Annotated in this window: 16 protein-coding genes; 2 read left to right on the forward strand and 14 right to left on the reverse strand. The window is 64.0% G+C overall.

The genetic code is table 11. The features are described 5' to 3' along the window. Positions 1-95: 95 nt before the first annotated feature. The 8 genes from CYFUS_RS00895 to CYFUS_RS00930 all read right to left on the reverse strand — a co-directional run bounded on the left by CYFUS_RS00895 (position 96) and on the right by CYFUS_RS00930 (position 9,791). Positions 96-1,109 (reverse strand): PIN domain-containing protein, encoded by a 1,014-nt coding sequence (locus CYFUS_RS00895; protein ID WP_095983482.1) that lies wholly within the window; start codon positions 1,107-1,109, stop codon positions 96-98. 161 nt (positions 1,110-1,270) lie between these two features. Beyond that, positions 1,271-2,974, reverse strand: a complete 1,704-nt coding sequence (locus CYFUS_RS00900) for a hypothetical protein (protein WP_095983483.1) — start codon at positions 2,972-2,974, stop codon at positions 1,271-1,273. Beyond that, positions 2,971-4,176 (reverse strand): DUF4297 domain-containing protein, encoded by a 1,206-nt coding sequence (locus CYFUS_RS00905; protein ID WP_095983484.1) that lies wholly within the window; start codon positions 4,174-4,176, stop codon positions 2,971-2,973. The genes CYFUS_RS00900 and CYFUS_RS00905 overlap by 4 nt, the downstream gene beginning before the upstream one ends. A 387-nt stretch (positions 4,177-4,563) precedes the next feature. Further along, a complete protein-coding gene (locus CYFUS_RS00910) occupies positions 4,564-5,520 on the reverse strand; it encodes a DUF2381 family protein (RefSeq protein WP_095983485.1) in 957 nt (318 codons plus the stop codon). Between the two features lie 32 nt (positions 5,521-5,552). After that, positions 5,553-7,661, reverse strand: coding sequence for a serine/threonine protein kinase (locus CYFUS_RS00915; RefSeq protein ID WP_095983486.1), 2,109 nt, complete (start codon positions 7,659-7,661; stop codon positions 5,553-5,555). A 157-nt stretch (positions 7,662-7,818) separates the two neighbouring features. Then, positions 7,819-8,181, reverse strand: coding sequence for a helix-turn-helix domain-containing protein (locus CYFUS_RS00920; protein WP_095983487.1), 363 nt, complete (start codon positions 8,179-8,181; stop codon positions 7,819-7,821). A 12-nt stretch (positions 8,182-8,193) separates the two neighbouring features. Beyond that, the gene (locus CYFUS_RS00925; protein WP_095983488.1) at positions 8,194-8,652 is read right to left on the reverse strand and encodes a helix-turn-helix domain-containing protein; all 459 of its coding nucleotides are present in this window, start codon (positions 8,650-8,652) and stop codon (positions 8,194-8,196) included. After that, positions 8,649-9,791 (reverse strand): serine/threonine protein kinase, encoded by a 1,143-nt coding sequence (locus tag CYFUS_RS00930; protein WP_095983489.1) that lies wholly within the window; start codon positions 9,789-9,791, stop codon positions 8,649-8,651. Before CYFUS_RS00930 ends, CYFUS_RS00925 begins: the two co-directional genes overlap by 4 nt. 1,302 nt (positions 9,792-11,093) lie before the next feature. On the opposite strand from CYFUS_RS00930, the gene CYFUS_RS00935 reads away from it, so the two are divergent. Both CYFUS_RS00935 and CYFUS_RS00940 read left to right on the forward strand, forming a co-directional pair. Next, complete coding sequence (locus tag CYFUS_RS00935) at positions 11,094-11,318, forward strand: helix-turn-helix domain-containing protein (RefSeq protein WP_071905296.1); 225 nt, start codon at positions 11,094-11,096, stop codon at positions 11,316-11,318. Next, complete coding sequence (locus tag CYFUS_RS00940; RefSeq protein ID WP_095983490.1) at positions 11,315-12,535, forward strand: tyrosine-type recombinase/integrase; 1,221 nt, start codon at positions 11,315-11,317, stop codon at positions 12,533-12,535. Before CYFUS_RS00935 ends, CYFUS_RS00940 begins: the two co-directional genes overlap by 4 nt. Positions 12,536-12,614: 79 nt before the next feature. Here the strand turns inward: CYFUS_RS00940 and nadE are convergent, their stop codons facing one another. From nadE to CYFUS_RS00970, 6 genes are read right to left on the reverse strand one after another with little or no spacing between them, the layout of a single operon-like run. Then, positions 12,615-13,610, reverse strand: a complete 996-nt coding sequence (gene nadE / locus CYFUS_RS00945; protein ID WP_095983491.1) for an NAD(+) synthase — start codon at positions 13,608-13,610, stop codon at positions 12,615-12,617. Continuing rightward, positions 13,607-15,208 carry a class I adenylate-forming enzyme family protein gene (locus CYFUS_RS00950; RefSeq protein WP_095983492.1) on the reverse strand — a complete coding sequence of 534 codons (1,602 nt, stop codon included), beginning with the start codon at positions 15,206-15,208 and terminating at the stop codon, positions 13,607-13,609. The genes nadE and CYFUS_RS00950 overlap by 4 nt, the downstream gene beginning before the upstream one ends. Continuing rightward, positions 15,205-17,184, reverse strand: a complete 1,980-nt coding sequence (asnB, locus tag CYFUS_RS00955; protein ID WP_095983493.1) for an asparagine synthase (glutamine-hydrolyzing) — start codon at positions 17,182-17,184, stop codon at positions 15,205-15,207. Before asnB ends, CYFUS_RS00950 begins: the two co-directional genes overlap by 4 nt. A gap of 6 nt (positions 17,185-17,190) precedes the next feature. Further along, the gene (locus tag CYFUS_RS00960) at positions 17,191-17,442 is read right to left on the reverse strand and encodes an acyl carrier protein (protein WP_095983494.1); all 252 of its coding nucleotides are present in this window, start codon (positions 17,440-17,442) and stop codon (positions 17,191-17,193) included. After that, positions 17,439-18,089 carry an acyltransferase gene (locus tag CYFUS_RS00965; protein ID WP_095983495.1) on the reverse strand — a complete coding sequence of 217 codons (651 nt, stop codon included), beginning with the start codon at positions 18,087-18,089 and terminating at the stop codon, positions 17,439-17,441. The genes CYFUS_RS00960 and CYFUS_RS00965 overlap by 4 nt, the downstream gene beginning before the upstream one ends. After that, positions 18,086-18,628, reverse strand: a complete 543-nt coding sequence (locus tag CYFUS_RS00970) for an acyltransferase (protein ID WP_095983496.1) — start codon at positions 18,626-18,628, stop codon at positions 18,086-18,088. Before CYFUS_RS00970 ends, CYFUS_RS00965 begins: the two co-directional genes overlap by 4 nt. Position 18,629: the final 1 nt, after the last annotated feature.

Below are 18,629 nucleotides of genomic sequence, written 5' to 3' on the forward strand. Positions count from 1 at the left end.
AGGACAGTTCCTCAAGGGCGATGTCTTCCTCTTCGTGGGCAAGTGCCGTCGGCGCGCCAAGGTTCAGAAGATCCAAGCACTGGGGAGGCTCATGTCTACAACCGCCCGTGCTCGTGAGGAGGCTCGTCAGCATCCTCGTTCTGCTCGACTCGCTCGATACTAAGTGAATTGATGGAAGTGAGGTCGCTCGCTGTAATGGCGGTCACGTCTAGAGTGACGGGAATATCGTAGACCTCATAGTCTGGCTCAAAGTAATCCTCCCCCATGTATACCCGATACTCCGCAAGCACATCCACACGAGTGCTCAATGTAAGGCGGAGAAGAACATCACCATCGCCAAGAAGCCGCGCAGAGACGTCGACAAGTTCAGGAGGGCGATTTAGAGGCTCGATCCGAAATAAATGGGCGTTGTTTGGCAGCCTCAGCTCTTTGGGCGACGCTCCAGAAGAGTAGAATTCCAGTTCCAAATTGAGAAGCCGCAAGAACTCCGCTGTCGTGCTGAGCTGGCGCTTTCCATTTTTCAATTCATTCTCGAGTTTTGACGCCTTGAGCTTCGGGGCAACGAACTCTTTGAGAAACTGGTCATACCCTTTGTACCGAGTCACCGAGTGGGTGAGAGCGTTGGTTTCCTCGCGCAACTCCGGGCTAAGGTCCTTCTTGCCGAAGTCGTTGTCCTGAGCGATGAGCGTAACATCCTCGCTGATGGCATTTGCCTTGACCGTCTCCCAGATGAGGGCGTCGCGATAGCCCTGTTTGCCGTCCTGGGTGAAGGGGCGCTGCCCCCGAATAGCTCGGTCAATAAGTATCTCGTGCGCAACGGCGGGAAGCGGAAGAATCTCGATTCCCTCAGCCTCCAAATTCTTACGGATAATGGCCCGTGCGTCATTGTCGTCGACTGGCAACACGGCCCTCTCGTCGACCCCCAGTCGGCGTAGCATACTTGCCGCCTCTTTGCGGTCCTTTCGATAATGCGACGCATGCTCGAAGAGCGTCACCGTCGAGATGGCTACACGGTAGCCGAGAATCCTCTCTCGAATAATCGCTTGAAGCGACGCCTGTTTGAACAAGTAGTCGTTGTGAAGAACGTTGGTATCCAGAATGACGATCACATTAGTTCCGGAGGAGGAGGTCGACTTAAGTAGGGACGTGGGTGGAACGTTCTAGTACTACGGTGTCATAAAGTTCGTTCTCCCTCGGGAAACGACGTGCTGGCAGAGCCGGTGGAGCAGAGGGATCCGAGGGGAAGCCAGACGTTTATGACACCGTAGTACTAGAACCGAGGGCTCGCAATAAGAGCGTCCAAATACGGGGAGAGTTCATCGTTGACAGATTGGAATTCGCTTGCCAGCAGGGCGCTGTACTTCTTGGTCATGCGCACTTCCGTCCCTGGGAACTCGACGTCTTTAGTGTCAACCACACCCATAATCAACTGGGTGCCCGGAGGACGATGGTCTCGGATGAGCGTAAGCATTTTGACGAGATTCTGGTCGTCCTGCTCTTGCTGATTGATCGCGTCAATGGCCATTGGGGCGAAGGCTTCCGATGATCCGTATTTGCTCATTACTCCCCAGATGCTCATGGTGTAGGCGAGGATGGAACGTGGCAGGTCGCTCCCTGTCTCGTTGGCCTTCGCGTCGATTCGCTTGAGCAGCGTGGAATCGCTGCTGTTGACGTTCAGCCATGCGAAGTGGTGTTCCATGCGGTGCCGGTAGTCGTTGACAATGCTTTGTCGACGCTCCTTGCTCGCGAACTTCTTCATCTCTTCATCGTGTCCCCGGACCGTCGCTTCGAGTTCTCCGATTTGCCTTTGAACGATAGACACATCGGCTTCGAGGGCTTTTCTGAACCCCTTTCTACCCTCGCTCTCAATGAGTTGGCCGAGTGTTACTTCGCTCTTCTTGGCTGCGAGGAGATCCTCTACCTCACGTAGTTCGGCCGTTGACTGCGTCAACCGCTCCTGCTCCGTGGCAATCTCTCGCTCTAGCTTCACTGTTTTGTTCGCGAGTTCAGCAAGCAACTCAATACACTGCTGCTCGTCTTTTGCAAATTCGAATCGCTCTGAAATGTGATTGGAATATCCGGCGCCGCATGTTGGGCATTGGACCTCATCTGGCGCCGCGTTGGCATAGTTGTAGTCAAGCCTGAGTTCGTCGCGAGTCCTTTCGACGATTGCTCGCTGTGCTGACACCTCGTCAAGGCGGTTCCTTAATTCAACAATTGCAGTCCGATACTCGTCTTCCCGCTGTTTGAGAGACTCAGCCCGCTTCAGCAGTCTGTCGATGACTAGCTTGAACTCCTTGACGTCAAGTTCAACAGTCATTTCTTTCGTTCGTTGCTCGATGTCGGCCTGAAGGCCGCGCAGCACGCGCTCCTTCACTCGAGGTTCTTCCAATTGTTGTTGAACCTCGGCCTTCGCTGCTTTTCGTTGGTAATACTCGTTAGGAAAGATGCCGACGTGATACTCAGCTAAATCTTTCTTTGCGCCGGGAAATTGCTGGAGATTGGCGAACGACGACCAAGTGGCGGTCCAACCAGCGTCCTGGTCAATGTAGAAGGGCAGGAAGTAGAACGCCGGCGGGGGCACGATAGGTTTGCCGGTGATTCTGTCCGGCAACTTCAGCTTGAAGTCAAAAAGCTGAGCCAGATAGGGCGAAAGCTCTCCCACCGAAGCAGCTCTGTGCAACGGCCTTGCTTCATCATCAAAGACCCCGAAGAGGTCTCCTGCTCGCAGGATACAATACTCCTTGGGCCCTATAGAGAATCGAATGAGCGACGTTACATTTAACTTCTTCCACTGGTCGCTTAGTTTGGCTGGGCGAGCACCAAATGTATTGAAGATCGTCTTGATAAGGGAGGACTTGCCCGTATCATTCTTGCCGCGGATTATCGTCAGTTCGGGGTCGAACTTTAGACGTCTGGCCGCCTTTTGGACTGGCGACACCACGAGCATCTCGCGAAGCTTCCAAGCCTTCATGGCGCTTCTTCCGAAGGTTGCGGATGAGTTTTTTGTACGACCGGGTCTTCGATATTGCAGAATTCATATAGAGCCATGGCACAGGTGTAGTCGGAGTCGAAAGATTGGTCCGCTGGAATTTTGGCGGACACCTCTGACAATACTGTCGATACGTCTTCAATACCGGCCATAATCAGTTGTTCAATGACGGCTACGACTGCATCTCTGCGTCGCTGAAGGATTTCGTTCGACTCATCAATTCGCTCGACGCGATAGCGGTGCCAAAAGTTGCCGATGCGAATCCGCCGACGAACTGGAATGCTTGCCGACTCAAGTTCCTTGCTTAGTTCTAACCACTGACTCTCCGCGTCGCGTCTTGGATGGACCTTGCTCAGCAGTTTTTCGAAGTCGGAACGGCTCACTCCCTTCTGCTTTAAAAGAAGGTCAAGATCGTCCCAGGTTCCTTCCCTGTTGGAGCGTCGGCGAATCTCATCGAAGAGTGACCGGTGAATCGCGGCCACTGGAAAGCTCTCCGAAGTGCCGTAGCGATGCTCAAGGTATGTGGCGATGACGCCGATGGCGGATTGATCGTGCCCCGTTGGCGTCATGTCAGACACAATAAAGTGCGTGGCTTCAGGGAACTCGGCTTGCTCGGTGAGGCTGTGCTCTGCCTGGACTCGGTCGGCTGCGACCTTCTGCTCGTCGGCATCAAGCTCTACGAAGGTAATGTGATGTTTCGACTCGCTGCTCGTCCCGTTCGACAGCTTCAACTTAAAACAGCAGGTCGACACGAGGTTTAGGCTCCCTAGACGATCGAGGAAGTCTAGTTTGTGATTGTAGAGTTTGCCGAGAATCGACCCACCCTCTTCTTCATCCTCGGTGCTGGTATCGACTACGTCGTCGGCCAGCTTCGTCGTTTCTGTCGGCCCTTTGACCTTCTTCTTTTTTTTCTTCTTGGCCGAAGTGAGGCGACCCATTGTCCAAGGGCTCCCCTCACGCGTCTTCACTTGGTAAAAGTGAAGTTTGGCAGCCGTGGGCACCCCGATAAGTACGACAACGTCATCATGGTAGTCGCAGACGACGACGTAGTCTTCGCCCTCTTTGTGGCGCGCTACAAGATGGCAAAGGGTCCAGTTTTTCTGAAAATCGAGTCGGTTGGAGGCACGAGGACCTCCCGTCTCGGACGGCTTGACGTTCGCAAGGTCAAGTTGCTCGTGCGTCATCGGGAGGATGGGATGCTAAGGGAAGTCAAGAAGAAGCACCTAGGTGAGGGATCATCACCTATGAGAGGCGCAGCGCAAAAGGATTTGCGCGCACTCAGGTCGACGCGAGGCTGACGCAGCGTGTCAGGCCCTGCCGCGCCAGTGTGCGCCTGCCCGAGATGACCATGCGGTACGCCTACCTCGCGCCGGAGGCCCGGGAGAGCGCAGTACCGCAACTAGATCGACCCGTCCCCCAGTTCCACGCCGCACCTGGCAGAGATGCCGGCTGGGTACACTGGGGGCACATGAGGCACAGAGGGCAAAGAAAAAGCCCAGCCTACGAGCGATTCCCGGAAATTGGCGGGCGCTCGGCCCCGTGAGGCTCGGCACCGCTCACAGTAGCCGTGCTCAGGGCGCCGCCTTTTGGCTCACTGGGAACGTGACGTTCCCAATGGTGACGGTGCGCGGCCCGCCTGACTCCCACAGTTTGAGGGTACAGGGGCAGCCGAGCTGCTCCGGTGCCCTCTCGGTGCCGACCACGACAAAGCCCCCTATCGGCCCCGTAGGAATGGGCGCCTCTTGCCACCGAGCAAGCTCCACCTCTTCCCCCGTCGAGTCCACGAGCGCCGCTCCTGCCAGCGTCCAGGGCTCGGCGCCGGGGTTTACGAGGCGCAGCCGCACTGCCACGCTTGCCGGTTGGGCCTCACCCTTGCGCGTGTAGCTGTAGCTCCGGGCTTCATCCCACCTGAGCGCGTCTGCCAGATGGCGCTTCAACTGCCCGCTAACGTCCCCAGACACGAGGCTCCCAGCTCGCTCCATCCATGCGGCCCCCATGAGCCCGCCCGGCCCCGCTCGTTCGGCCAGAAGCCGCGCCTTGTCCTCCTGGCACTGGCGCGCTTCGGCCTGTGCCTCGTCACGCTCTTTCTTGAGCACCTCTGGCGGGCGCGGCTGCCGGAACACCTCCACCCGGCGTGTCCCCTTTGCCGCATGGCCCACGAGCCAAAAGCTCGCGCTCGCCGGTGCCGCGCCATCGGCGAAGCGCACCGTCACCTTTATCCGCTCCCCTGGCAGATAATCCGCCTTGGGAATGACGTGGAGACTCAGCCCCTCTTGCCCTGGTGCCCAATCTGCAAGGCGGCCCCCCGGTTGAAACTCCACCGTGCCCGCAGCGACGCGGGAGTCAAAGACGAAGGTCGTCGGCTCGTCCGCGCTCGCGCACACGTCCGGTACCCCCTGCGGGGAGCCCGCCGCCAAGTCAAATCGCGCCGTCGCGGCGCAGCGAGAGACGGGGGGCGGCTCTGCGGCTTGCGCGGCGCCAGTGAGAAGGGCAACCACCAGGAGGGCACCAGGAGACGAAGGCAGCACGGAAACTCAACCTCCAAAAAGCACGGCAATAATCAGGGCTGCCCGGTGGGCCGAACGAGAGCAATGCGCGAAGGTGTCTTGGCGTTGCCGGGCTTGCTTCCGGGAGTAAGGCATTGGCCCAAGCCGGGGGGACAAAGGACTTCCTTGCCGCGCTCATCCAGATAGGGCGCTTGGGCTTCCAGGCCAACAACCAAACACACGGGGAGACTCCCCACGCCTGGAACCTTCGCCTCGGTGAAGGTGCCGAAAAGGCGGTCGTCCCCAAGCTGCCACTTTCCCAGAAACAGGGTGCCGTCAGGCAATAGCCCGATTAAGGTCTGGCCACCTACTTGGAGGGTAGCGGGACCATCCTTCACCCTGGCCAACTCTCCGGGCTCCCCCTTGTACCCTTTCACCGTGGCATAGCCGCTCCAGCCAATGCCGAACCTCTCGTGGGTCTCCTGCCAATGCTGGGGGCACGTAATTGCAGGGGGCTCGGTGAGCACCTGGGAAGCGGGCGCGGTGCATCCCCCGTCGAGCAGCGAGCAAGCTGTGACGGCTGCAACGGCAGTTTTCACCGGCAAGCGGAGTCCTGCACCTTGCGTCTGCGGTTTCGGCGTTTCGTCCTTGGGCGTCTGAGCGGGCGTGCGAAGCATGGCGTTAGCGGTAGACGCGGGAAGTTGAGCCCCAACGGGCGCCGCGTCTCCTCCAGAGAGAGATTCCAGCGGCTTTGGAGCGGGCGCTACTTCACGGCCGCTCACGCCTGCGTCGGTTGCGCCGGGGGCGGGGGACGTGGACGGTAGCGGCAGTTCTAGCCCTGCCTCGCTGGTGCGCCCCGTAGAGCCAGGTCCCCCCAGGTTCGCGCCCACGGACAGGGCAACGACGGCCACCAGCAGCACGGTCCCAGCGAGCCCCACGCGCCACGCGGCACGCCGCGGGTGGGGAACTGCGGCGGCAGGCTCGAGTTCGCGAACTGGCGGCACCGGAGCGCCTTCAACGGGCTGCTCGTGCTCCCCAGGGGCCGCGCCCACGCCCGGCTCATCCACCTTGGGGGGCTCGTCCTGCTCTGCCTCTGCGGCGGGGGCCGGTGGCGCTCCCACCTGAGCGGGCACAGGGGGAAGGACAGGTGCGCCGTCCGGCAGGGGCTGTCCGCGCCGGGGGCGCCGCTTCGCCAGCTTTAGAAACATGCGCCGCTGATCGTTCGGCTCTTGCCGTTCCGGGTCCCCGATGGTCGTTGTCGTCTGCGGATCGAGCGGATCCACGAGCGGCGGATCCCAGGCAGCGTCGTTCTGGGCGTTGGACAGGGACTCACGCAGCTCCGCGCACAGTAACGCAACAAGAGGGAAGCGCTCCTCGGGCCGCTCAGCAAGCATCCTCATGCACAGCAGAGAGGCAGCCAGCGGAACGCGCGGACTGACGACGTGCGGTGCAATCGGCCGCTGAATCAAGATGCGCTCGCGCAGCCCATCCAGGCCCCCTTCATCCGTGCGCTCGCCAAAGGGCAAAACATCCGTCAGCAGCCAGTAATAAGTCACCCCCAACGCCCACATCTCGTCGGTCGGCCCGTACTCGTATTGACCCGCGCCGTCCGGGTTGGCGCGCTGAAAGCGTATCTGCTCGGGGGAGCGGAACTCCTCTGTTCCGGGCGGGAGCTGCGAGCCGGTGACAGTCGGGGCACTGGCAAGAGAGCCAATCCCGAAATCGATCAAGATTGGGCGCTCGCTCTCTCCCCGAATGAGGATGTTATCGGGCTTCACGTCACGATGAAACACACCCGCCGCGTGTACTTCGCCGAGCGTCAATGCCGCATCCAGGATGATCCGCGTCGCCTTCCGCGCCGATGGGTTTTGCTTGTAGGCAAACGCCCAAAGCGTAGCCCCCGGCACATACTCCATCACGATGTAAGGATGACCGGCAGGGTCCGGCCAGAAGTCCGACCCCACGTAGCGCACGACGCAAGGGTTCTCCAGGTGGATGAGAATGCCTATCTCTCGCTTGGCCCTGCCATCCAGGCTCGGGACTAGAAGAAGCTTCAACGCAAAGAAGAGGCTCCCCCGCTCCACCTTGTAGACGATCCCGAGGCCCCCAGCTCCCAAGAACCCGACGACCTTGTAGTCCCCGATCATCTCGTCGATGCCCGGGTGTCTGAGTACCAGTCCCACGCTCTACCTCACCTCCAAGATGGGGGAGCGTAGCATAACCGAAGGGATACGGCTGAAACGGCGGGACCGGGGCGGCAGGTGGACCCTCCAAGAGTCTGGCGACCGCTCCAATGCGGCCTGCCCCACCCACCGCCCCAGTCCCTAATCCGAGACGGGCCTATTTCTCGCCCATCGGCACGGCGTCGAGGACCCGCAGCAGCCCGCTGCCGACCGCGATCTTTGCCTCTGGCCACGTCCGCAAGAGCCCAACAACCTTCCGGGTCTCGGGTGACAGATCCTTGTCCGTGGTTGGCACCTCTCGCGCGCTCATACCGAGCAGCTCGCCCGGGTCCATGCCGAGCGCAACCGCTATCCGCCGAAGCGTCGGCACCGAGGGCATCATTCCGCCGCGCTCAATGCGCCCGTAGACCTGCGCGCTTATGCTTGCCTTTTTGGCTACTTGGGCCTGTGTGAGTCCGAGACTCTCGCGCGCGGTTCGGGCAGCCTCGCCAATTGTTTTCTGTAGCAGGTCGTCTTCCATGCGATGTGCCTCTCAGGTGTCAGCGCCACTCGCTTTATCACGCCTGCGCTGCTGCTGCCGTCGTCTCCTCTTGAGCTTGAGAAACCCTGACGCCGTTCCCTTGAAAACGTTGAGCTGCACGTCGTCCAACGTTCGCACCGTCCGGAGCAACCGCCGAACTTCCGGCGGCAGTTCGTCGCTAGGCACGGATTGGGCTTGGGTGGTGTCCGGCCCGGAAAGCCCCAGCAGAACGTCCGCTCTAATTCCTAGCACCGCGCTGAGCTTGGCAAGAGTTGGCGTGCTCGGGGTCATATCGCCGCGCTCTAGCCTTCCATACACCTCGTTGGTGAGCTTGACCCGCTCGGCTACATCCGCCTGTGTCAGTCCCTTTCGCAATCGGGCTTTGCGTGCAGCCTTGCCGATCTGGATACTGAGATCGGTTCGGGCTCGCCCGTTCTTGGCGGCCGATTTTGTGCCTTGCTTCCCTTTCATTCGCGCGAGTCTCCTTCCTCGTCCGGCGTCAGAGCCGTTCGCTCGATGGGGTTTGCCGTCAACCGCTTGACCCTCGCGGCAGCCTCCATGATTGCCTTCAGCTCCGCCGCGATCTCCGCACCGCTGACCAGCGGGTCCAGGGTCAAGAGGTAGGCATGCAGCTCGTCACGAATTTGCCCGGCCGTGAAGCGCTCGGAGGGCTCTGGCTGAAGCGCACGCCTGATAATGGACCGCAAAGGCGCGGGCGCGAACTCAAGTTGAAGTTCCGCTGCCGCAGGGTCGAAGCGCAGCAGACGGTAAGCCAACACATCCAGGCTCAATTGTGCCGTCCGCTCAGCGCGCACACCGGATGCGAACCCCTGGGGAGCGCTTTGCACGGGGGCCTCGCTCGGGTCGAGCGGGTATTCAGCGAGCAGCATTTCCAGCAGAACGAGGCCGAGAGAGAAAACGTCCGCTCTGCCGTCAACCGCTCCTGCGATGACTGGTGCGGAACGGTTCCCGTTGGACTTCATCACAGCGCGCAGAACCTCGGGTGCGCAGTAGGCAGGATCGCCCCGCAGCAGGCCGGGCGGCGTCTTCAGGCGTTCGCGCAGCTCCGAGTACGCGGCGCCAAAATTCATGAGCTTGACGCGGCCATCAAACCCGAGACGGATCCGCATGGGACCCACGGCGCGATGGACAATGTGCAGCGGGTCGCGCTCGCCAGCCGTGCGCCGGTGCGCATAGTCAAGCGCGTCGGCTACTTCCGCCGCCACATAGGCAGCAAAGGCCGGGGACAACCTGCGCCCCACCAGCAAGGCAAAATCCATCGCCGTCAGCAGGTAACAGCCGCGCATGTGCTCCATGACGACATAAGAAACATCGTCACAGAAAGTGAAGCCGTAAGCCTTGGCGATGCCGTGGTGCTCCAAATACGTCGCAAGTTGCACCTCTTCCCAAGCGCGCTCGCGCTTCTCGTGGTCCGAGGCCCCGATCTGCAAGGGCTTGAGAATGACTTGCGAGCGAGGGCCCCCGCCAAGGGGCTGCCTCCAAGCGAGAAGAAGCTTGTCGTAATCCCGGTGATCAACCTGGGTGCGGAAAACCTCGTAACGGAAGCCCTCGAAACTGAAGACAAGGCGCGGGCCGGAGTTGTCGGTCATGGTGCGTTTTCCTCACGAAGCCCTACAGCTTGTCGAGAGTGGGGCGGTCTGCACGCCGCCAGCTCTCGCCGTCGCCGCGCGTGTAGAACTCACCGATTTCAAACCCACCCACACCCGCACCATCACGTCACGGGTAGCGGCGAGCGCATCCGGGGAAGGATGGCTCGCGCACGCGACCGGGCAGGACGCGAGCACCGCCAGCAACACAAGCAAGCTCAGCGGCGCATGAGCCGAAAAGCAGGCAACACGAATCCACCTCCGACGCGAAACCCGTTCGCTCGGCATGGGGCACCTCCAGTGCAGACGTTGGCAAGAATGTGATGCGGCAGGATAGGTAACACAGCCATGCGAGCGTGGGAAGCCCGGGACTACCAAAGAAGTGCGAAACAAATATTGCAGAGATTGCGCGTTTAGGCCCGAGTCGGGGAAATCAGTACAGATTTGTTCCCCACATGTATGTGTTAGCTCCGTCCGGTGGCGTGCGGCATGTGCCCTTGCATGACTCGGCACGGCGCGGGCCTGTTGTGCACGCACGGGCGACGGTTCGGCATGGCCCGTCATTGCTGGACCGGTTCTACGAGTAACGGTGCCCGGTGGTGGCCTCGGTGGTGGCGAGTGGTGGCCTCGGTGGTGGCGCCGCTGGTTGCTCTGAGTGGTGGCGGTGGTGGCCGCGTGGTGGCTCCGGTGGTGGCCACGCTGTGGCTACCCGCCTCCCTTGCCTGCCCGTCTGGATGCGCGCTGTGCTTTGGCACGTCCGTGCGGTCCGGACAGGAGGCCACGTCGACGCGGCCTCGTGGCGAGCATCCAGGCAGGCCGGACGGCCATTCGCCGCACGCTTCGTGGTCGCGGTCGATGCGGGCCGTGCTCCATTCGCTCGCTTGTGCGGCCCTTGGTTGACCGGCTGCACTCTTGCCGGTCACCACTCGCGCTCTGTTCGTGGCCTGGACACACGGCTTTGCGCTGTGTCACTGCTGATTTGGGTAGTTCTTGGGCTGTTGGGCGTGTCGTTCAGGGCGGGTCGGTGATGAACAAGATTGAATCCCTGGAGGGGAAACCCTCCGTGTGTGGCGCATTCGTGCGCCGTTGTTGGCTGACAGGTGAGGACGCCGGGAAAAACGCCGGTAGTCTCTCCAGGCGGCGCCTGTGGTCACTCCGGGCCGCGCCTGTGGTCACCTTCCTGGGCGCCAGCGCTGGGGATCGGCGGGAAGTTCGCGTGTCCATGCACCAGCGGCACGGCATTCTCTGGAGTGCGGCCCGTTCTGCAACCCGGAGAGCAACGTCCATGCAGGAGGGGAGCCAGCCATGAGCACGCCCCCCGTTGCTGCGGACGCCGCGCCCGCGTTTCTCACGGTGGAGGAAGCCGCCGAAATACTGCGCGTGAACAGGAAAACCCTCTACGAAGCGATCCGGCTTGAGCAGGTTCCCGGCGTCGCTCGTATCGGAAAAACCCTCCGCATCCGCCGCGCTGCCCTGCTAGAGTGGACAGCCGGTAAGGGCCGTGATTCTGCGCTCGGGAGTCGGAAATGAGCGTCAGATTGCGGAAGTGGCAGAACAATGCAGGGAAGGTCGAGGAGGCTTGGCAAGTGGACTTCATGTTCCACCACCCGGACGGACGGCGACAGCGAGTCGTGAAGTTCTCGCCTGTGCAGACGCGCCGGGGTGCCGAGCAGTACGAGCGCGAACTGCGTGCCTCCCTCCTCAATGGAACCTTCGGAAAGGAGAGCAACACCGGGGAGCGCCCTATGACGTTGGCGGAGTTTGCCCCGCGCTTCCTCACCTACAGCGAGAACAACAACAAACACTCCAGCGTCGTCAGCAAGAGCCAAATCCTAGAGGCTCACATCCTGCCGTTTTTCGGTGAAATGGCGCTGACTGCCATTGGTCCGGCGGAGATCGAGGATTTCAAAGCTGCCATGCGCAAGAAGAAGTCGGCAGCGCGCGCCCGGAAGGAGGCCCCCACGCGGGCAGCCATCCGCAAGCGCAGCGGTGAGGAACCGAAGCCGCTGAGCCTCAAAACCATCAACAACGTGTTGACGGTGCTGAGCAAGCTGCTGGCGGTCGCGGAAGAGCAGCGGGTCATCGAGCAGGCCCCGCGCGTGAGGCTCTTCGCGAAGCTGCCGAAGCCGCCCTTTGATTTCCTCACCTTCGAGGAAGCCGAGCGCCTGAGCAACGCCGCCGAGCCGGAATGGCGAGCACTGCTCCTGGTGGCGCTCAAGGCGGGGCTGCGGCAAGGGGAGCTGATCGGGCTCCAGTGGGGAGACGTGGACTTCCAGCGAGGCAAGCTGCACGTCCGCCGTACCATCTGGCGCGGTGTTTCGGGCTTGCCCAAGGGCGGACGCGAGCGGACGGTGGAACTGCCCGGCTCGGCAGTGGACGCACTCAAGGGACACCGGCACCTGCGCGGCCCTTACGTGTTCTGTCAGGAGGACGGTCGGCCGCTTACTGATGGGCTGCTCAAGCTGCCGCTGCGCCGGGCCCTCCAGCGGGCGGGCATCACGCGCGAGCAGGGCCGCATCGGCTGGCACGACCTGCGGCACACCTACGGCAGCCACCTCGCCATGAGGGGGATACCGCTGACGGTCATCAAGGAGCTGATGGGGCACGCGACCATCGACATGACGGAGCGCTACGCCCACCTGAGCCCGGACACGCGCAGAGAGGCGGTCGGGGTTCTCGACCGGCCCTCTGCGCCCGCGTGCGACATACGTGCAACACGGATGGAAGGAGCTGCTAACCACCCGTAAGCACGGCGTAAAAAAGTGGAGGCGGCGGGAATCGAACCTGCCGCCTCCACTCTCAGTGAGTCCCAAGGGACTCTTTCGCTCAGGAAATCTTGTACGGCGTCAGCTCCGGCACCGGTTCCAGCAGCAACGGGGCCGAGTGGAGGTAGGCCGTGGTGCGGCGCTTCTGGTCGATGTCGTCGAACACGCGCTGCACCTGCTTGGGCGTCAGGCCCATCTCGGCGGAGACCTCCTCGGGCGACAGGCCGTGGTTCTTCGCCCACATGAGGAGATCCAACTGCGCGTAGTGCACGGAGAAGTAGAAGTCCTCCTGCGACTGCTCCAGGCTGAACGTGTCCGTGGTGGGCTCGCGGTTGAGGATGCCGTCGATGACACCCAGGTGGCGGGCCAGCTTGTAGGTCTGCGTCTTGTAGAGGCTGGCAATGGGCTTCACGTCCGCCGAGCCGTCCCCCAGCTTCACGAAGAAGCCCTGATCGTACTCCAGCCGGTTCGGCGTGCCGGATGCCGCGAAGCTCAGCCGGTCCGCGTGGAAGTACTCCATCATCTTGCGCACGCGCTGTTTGAAGTTGGTGGCCGCGACGATCTGCACATACGCCCGCGGTGTCAGCCGGAAGCGCTTCTCCTCACCGTTCACCTGCACCACCACGTAGGAGACGTTCAGCGCGTCCGTGTTCAGCCGATCGCCGTGCATGACAATCTTCCACTTCATGTCCGGCTGGAACTCGGGGAACACCGAGCGCACCGCGTCGTCCCGCTGCTGGTAGCAGCCGGCCGCCTCCAGCATGGGCGCGATGTCTTGCAGGGTGTACTGGATGCCCAGCTTCTCGCAGAGCTCACGGCCCAGCGTGGAGGAGAGGCCGCTGGAGTCCCGCTCCGGCAGCAGCAAGCCGAAGACGCGGTCCGGCCCCAGCGCGCGCACCGCCAGCGCCGCCACGCAGGCCGAGTCGATGCCGCCCGACACGGCCACCACCAGCCCGCGCCGCCGCAGCTTTTTCAGCACCGCCTCGCGCAGCCCCTCGGAGAGCGAGGCCGCCTTGGCCTCCCAGTCCATTTCCAATACCTGCTTGGAGAACTTCATCTCGATGGCCTCGATTCAAGGGAAGAAACAGGAGACATGACGTGCATGCGCAGCTCTGCCTTGAGGACCTTGCCGTTGGGCCCGCGCGGGAGCGCCTCCGTGAACATCACGTGGCGAGGGACCTTGTGGGCGGGAAGCGACTCGCGGCAGAAGCGCCGCAGGCTCTCCTCGCGAAGCGGCGTGTCCGGCTGGATCACCACCACCGCGACGGCCGCCTCGCCACCCAGCTCGTCCGGCACGCCCACCACCGCCACCTCCAGGACCGCCGGGTGCCGGGCGAGGGTGTGCTCCAGCTCGGCGGGACTGACCCGGTGGCCGCCGATCTTCAGGATTTCCTTCGCACGCCCCTCCAGGAAGAAGAAGCCGTCCGCGTCGCGCCACGCCAGGTCGCCCGTCCACAGCCAGCCGTCGCGCAGGATGGACCGCGTGTCCTCGGGAGCGCCCAGGTAACCCGGCGTCACGTTGGCGCCGCGAGCCACCAGGTGACCCGTCTCGCCCACGGGCAGCGGCGCCCCCTCCTCGCCCACCACGCGCAGCTCCACGCCCGGAATCGCGATGCCGATGGAGCCCGCCTTCTGCTGGGCGCGCGCGGGGGGCAGGTAGCTCAGTCTCGCGGTGGCCTCCGTCTGGCCATACATGACGAACAGCTCGGCCGGGTGGAAGACCTCGCGTGTCCAGCGCACTGTTTCCGGCGCCATGCCACCGCCAGCCTGTGTGAGGTAGCGCAGGTTCAGCTTCGCCAGCGACTCCGGGGTGGCCTGACGCCGCAACAGCTCGAAGGTGAGCGGCACGCCCGCGAAGCCCGTGCACGCCTCCGTGGCCATCGCCTCCAGCACCACGCGCGGGTACATGAAGCGCGGGTCCAGGAACACCGAGCCGCCCACCCGCAGGTGCGTCTGCAGCACGCTCTTCCCGTAGCAGTAGTGCAGCGGGAGGATGAGCATGGCGCGGTCGCGCGGGGTGAGCCCCAGGTACTCCACGATGGAGTGCGTGTTCGCGGCGATGTTGCCGAACGTCTGGATGACGCCGCGAGGCGTGCCCGTGCTGCCGGAGGTGTAGACGATGGACGCGTGTGCCTCCGGGGGCGTGGGCGGCGGCGATTCCAGTGCCTCCGCGCGTGCCTCCGGGTCCACCGAGCCGTCCTCCTGGACCCACGTGCATGCCGCGGGCGCCAGCAGCCCCCGCATGCGCTCTGGCGGACGCGCGGAGTGCACCACCCACAGGTGCGTGAGCTGCGTCCGCGCCGTCCAGCGCCGCGTATCCTGACCGAAGAGGAAGGCGTGCCGCGCGCCCGTCTGCGCGAGGATGGCATCCAGCGATGCGGCGCTCGTCTCCCGGTCCAGCTCCACCGCGCACGCACCCAGCGCCTGCACGGCCAGGCCCGCCACCACCGCCGCGCAGCCCAGGGGCAGGGCGATGAGAACGCGCTCGCCACGCTTCACGCCCGCCGCGCGCAGGTGCCCCGCCAGTGACAGCATGCGCTCGGCGAGCTGCCGGTAGGAGAGCCGCGTCCAGGGCGAGTCCACCGCCGGGGCGTCCGGCATGGCCTTCGCGTGAGCCAGAACCCAGGCGGACGCGGAGTCAGTCTGCTCACTCATGCGGCCTCCAGTTGCACGGCCTCCACGTCCGCGGCCGGCGGCGGGCGCGGGTGGAGGAAGTGGTGGGCCAGGAGCTGCGTGGAGGCCACGGCGAACAAGGCCATGGTGTCCGCTTCGCTCTCGGCCGCGTTGGGAGCGCGCAGCTTGGCCACCAGCCGCTCCACCTTGCGCGCGTCGAAGACGCCCGTGGCCGTCACCGCGTCCGGGGCCAGCAGCTCCCGAGCCCACGCGGGGGCCTCGGAGCCCACCAGCGCGCCGGCGATCGGGGCGCGGTAGGGGAACTTGCTCCGCTCCAGGATGGAAGCCGGCACCTTGCCCCGCGAGAAGCGCTTGAGGAGATGCTTCTCATCCAGTCCGCGCAGCCGGAGCTGCTCGGGCACGCGCGCGGCGAACTCCATCACCGCCGTGTCCAGGAACGGGAAGCGCCCCTCCACCGCGTTGCCCAGCATCATCCGGTCGCCCTGCGCGGACAGCAGGTAGCCGGACAGCAGCGTGCGCGCCTCCAGGTACTGCGCCCGCGCCAGTGGCCGCCACCCGGCCACATGTGCTGGCACCGACGCCAGCACCGACGCCACCGGATCCTCGTGCGCCACCTTCGCCGCGAACTCCGGCGCGAGGAAGCGCAGGATGCGGCCACTGTTGGACCAGCGCACCTGGTGCGAAAAAGCCAGGCTGTCCGGCGTGTCCAGCCCCATGCCGAAGAACTCGCGCAGCAGTTCCACGTTCTGCTGGCTCACCGACAGGGTGGGGTAGAGCTCGCGCAGCAGCAGCGGCCGGTACTTCGAGCCCGGCTGGCGTGCCCAGAACTGGCGGACCTTCGTCTCCTTGAAGAGGTCGTAGCCGAGGAACATCTCGTCGGACCCCTCACCGGTGAGGACCACCTTGATGCCGTTCTCCCGTACCCACCCGCTCAGCCGCAGGAAGGGAGCCGGCGCGGTGCGCATCATCACCTGCTCCGCGTGGAAGATGACCCCGGGCACCAGCGCGCCGATGTCGCCGTCCCGAATCTCCACCACGCGGTGCTCGGTGTGCAGCTGCTCCGCCACCGTGGCCTGGTGCTGCCGCTCGTCGAAGCGCGCGTGCGCGAAGCCCACGGAGAAGGTCCGCAGCGTGCCGCCCAGCTGCCGCTGCGCCAGCGCGCACAGCAGGCTGGAGTCCAGGCCGCCCGACAGGTACGCCGCCACCGGTACGTCCGCGCGCAGCCGCAGCCGCACGGCCTTCTCCAGCACCGCGCCGAGCTCCTCCAGCAGGCGCGGCGCGTCCTCCACCGGCTCCGGCGTCACGCCGAAGTCCAGGTCCCAGTAACGGGAGACGTCCAGCGCCCCGTCCTTCAGCCGCGCGGTGTGCGCGGGCGGCAGCAGCGACACGCCCTCGAAGCAGGTGCGCGGCGCCACCGGCGACCAGAGTTGGAATGTCTGCTTGAGGCCTCGCGCATCCAGCGTCGGCGTCACCAGGCCGCCCGCGAAGAGGGCCTTGGCCTCCGACGCGAAGGCCACGTGCCCGTCCGGGAGCCACGCGTAGTACAGCGGGCAGATGCCCACGCGGTCGCGTGACAGGTACAGCGTGCGATCACGCGGATCCCACAGCGCGAAAGCCCACTGCCCCTCGAAGCGGCGCACGCAGTCGATGCCCCACTGGAGATACGCCGCGAGGATGACCTCCGTGTCCGAGCGGGTTCGGAACGCATACCCGCCCGAGAGCTGCTCGCGCAACTCCACGTGGTTGAAGATCTCTCCGTTGAAGACGACGGTGAGGCCGGTGGCCTCGTCCCGCATGGGTTGGTGGCCGCTGGCCAGGTCCACGATGGACAGTCGCGCGTGCCCCAAGGCCACGCCATCCAGGAGGAGCGCCCGCTGCGCGTCCGGCCCCCGGTGCTTGATGCTGGCGGTCATGCGGCGGAGCCGCCCGGCATGCATGCTCCGCGCGGCTCCGGCGCCCCCGCCCGCCGGGAAGGTGAAACCCGCGATGCCGCACATGCCGGGTCAGCTCTCCTTCCGCGGGCTCGACTGCTTGCGGCCCACGAAGGCCACCACGCGCGAGAGCGAGTCCAGGTTCTCCGGCACCAATTCCGTGTCCTCCAGCTTGATGCCGAACTCCGTCTCGATGAACGCCACCAACTCCATCATGCCCGTGGAGTCGATGAGGCCCCTGCGCAGGAACGAGTCGTCGTCCCCGAAGTCGTCCACGAAGAAGGTCTCGACGATGAAGTTCCGGATGCGATCACGAACGCTCACGATTCAATCCTGTTTGAAATCGAGGAGTGCGGAACCCGGGGCGGAGGCGTGTGTGAGTCAGGAGCGCCTGGTGCGCGCGACACCAGATCCAGGCTCATGTTGCGCGCCGGGTTTCCCATGGCCAGCGAGTCGGGCGGCACATCCTGGGTGACGATGCTGCCCGCGGCGACCACCGAGCGTGCACCGATGCGCACGCCCGGCATGATGATGGCGCCATGGGCAATCCAGACATCGTCCTCGATGATGATGGGCGCGGTGCGCTGGTCATCCCGGTCGCTGATGCGCACGAACGAGGCGAACATGCACCGTTCGCCAATGCGCACGGAGTCCCAGACCTCCAGGGACACGCCGTAGTTGAAGTGGGAGCGGGAGCCCACGGTGAGCCGGGCGTCGGGATGGCAGGTGAGGGTGGTGGGCAGCATGCCACCCTTGAAGGTGAGCTTCTGGCCCAACTCCATCCATCCCTGGTTGTTCACCTGCACGTGGCCGTAAGCGCGCACGCCCCATCCCATGTGGCAGGAGCGGAAGATCCATTGCGCGCGCACCATGCCAACCGCGTACATGGGGAGGGGCTGGAGCTGGGCGCGCATCTCCGAGAACTGCGCCAGCACGGACGCGGACCGGGTGAGCAGGGGCTGGGCGATCATCCAACCACCTCCCGGCGGATCATCCGCGCGGGCCATCCCCCGACCGCTGTGTCGGCGGGAATGCGTCGCGAGACGACGGTACCCGGCGCCACGCTGGCCCCTTTTTGCAGGTGGGTGCCCGGCAGCAGGATGGCGCGGCTGCCTACCTTCACGGCTTCCTCGATGGTCAGGGGCATGGACGACGGGCGCTCGTGACGGTTGCCACGCAGCGGGTGGTAGTGGTTGTCCATCACCTTGCACCAGGAGCCCAGGCGGCTCCGGGCGCCCACGGTGATGCATTCCTGCGCCTCGATGGAGGTGCCTCCTTCGATGGTCACCTCGTCCTCCAGGACGATGCGGCCCCCGCGCTGGGCGTGCAACTCGATGGGGGCGATGCGGCCGTCGAGCACCACGCGGGTGCCCACGCACACCTCGCCCTCGCCGTGGATCCACACCCTGCCCAACACCGTGGGCGAGGCGCCCACCATGCGGCAGCGGCGCAGCTTCAGGCGCGAGATGAGTGTGTCCAACTCTTGCGTCAGTGGAAGGGACAGGGTCATG

It is taken from the genome of Cystobacter fuscus (assembly GCF_002305875.1).
Lineage (GTDB): Bacteria > Myxococcota > Myxococcia > Myxococcales > Myxococcaceae > Cystobacter > Cystobacter fuscus_A.

Coding starts and splice junctions, on each gene's coding strand:
- CYFUS_RS00900 (WP_095983483.1), bottom strand. CDS start 2,974: ATGAAGGCTTGGAAGCTTCGCGAGATGCTCGTGGTGTCGCCAGTCCAA.
- CYFUS_RS00905 (WP_095983484.1), bottom strand. CDS start 4,176: ATGACGCACGAGCAACTTGACCTTGCGAACGTCAAGCCGTCCGAGACG.
- CYFUS_RS00920 (WP_095983487.1), bottom strand. CDS start 8,181: ATGGAAGACGACCTGCTACAGAAAACAATTGGCGAGGCTGCCCGAACC.
- CYFUS_RS00925 (WP_095983488.1), bottom strand. CDS start 8,652: ATGAAAGGGAAGCAAGGCACAAAATCGGCCGCCAAGAACGGGCGAGCC.
- CYFUS_RS00930 (WP_095983489.1), bottom strand. CDS start 9,791: ATGACCGACAACTCCGGCCCGCGCCTTGTCTTCAGTTTCGAGGGCTTC.
- CYFUS_RS00935 (WP_071905296.1), top strand. CDS start 11,094: ATGAGCACGCCCCCCGTTGCTGCGGACGCCGCGCCCGCGTTTCTCACG.
- CYFUS_RS00940 (WP_095983490.1), top strand. CDS start 11,315: ATGAGCGTCAGATTGCGGAAGTGGCAGAACAATGCAGGGAAGGTCGAG.
- nadE (WP_095983491.1), bottom strand. CDS start 13,610: ATGAAGTTCTCCAAGCAGGTATTGGAAATGGACTGGGAGGCCAAGGCG.
- CYFUS_RS00950 (WP_095983492.1), bottom strand. CDS start 15,208: ATGAGTGAGCAGACTGACTCCGCGTCCGCCTGGGTTCTGGCTCACGCG.
- asnB (WP_095983493.1), bottom strand. CDS start 17,184: ATGTGCGGCATCGCGGGTTTCACCTTCCCGGCGGGCGGGGGCGCCGGA.
- CYFUS_RS00965 (WP_095983495.1), bottom strand. CDS start 18,089: ATGATCGCCCAGCCCCTGCTCACCCGGTCCGCGTCCGTGCTGGCGCAG.
- CYFUS_RS00970 (WP_095983496.1), bottom strand. CDS start 18,628: ATGACCCTGTCCCTTCCACTGACGCAAGAGTTGGACACACTCATCTCG.